Annotated in this window: 1 protein-coding gene; it reads left to right on the top strand. The window is 42.9% G+C overall.

Annotation, left to right across the window (positions count from 1 at the left end; translation table 11 throughout):
- Nucleotides 1-18: 18 nt before the first annotated feature.
- Entirely contained in the window at nucleotides 19-174 is a 156-nt protein-coding gene (locus tag WH95_RS21915; protein ID WP_407060156.1) for an MbcA/ParS/Xre antitoxin family protein, read from the top strand.
- Nucleotides 175-303: the final 129 nt, after the last annotated feature.

The following is a 303-nucleotide window of genomic DNA, read 5'->3' on the forward strand; positions in this document are numbered from 1 at the left end:
ATTCGGTTGTTTAGAAGCTTGGATGCGATTGTTGGCGGAGATCCTAAAGCTAGAACGAGCTGGATTAGAAGCCATAATGCCTATTTAAATCAGGCCCCTCTTGAATTAATGAAAACAATAACAGGCTTGATGGATGTCATTAATTACCTGGACTTCAGAAGAGCTCAAACCTGACGAAGTATGGAGGGTCGTTGAAGCACAGCATGTCGTCTCTACAATAAAGCTGGTTGATGACTTGGAGGAACAACAACTTCTTGAGGAAATTCAGGAAGACGTAAAGCCGCTTTTGGCTGGCAAAGAAGA

Source organism: Kiloniella litopenaei, assembly GCF_000982415.1.
Taxonomy (GTDB): Bacteria; Pseudomonadota; Alphaproteobacteria; order Kiloniellales; family Kiloniellaceae; genus Kiloniella; species Kiloniella litopenaei.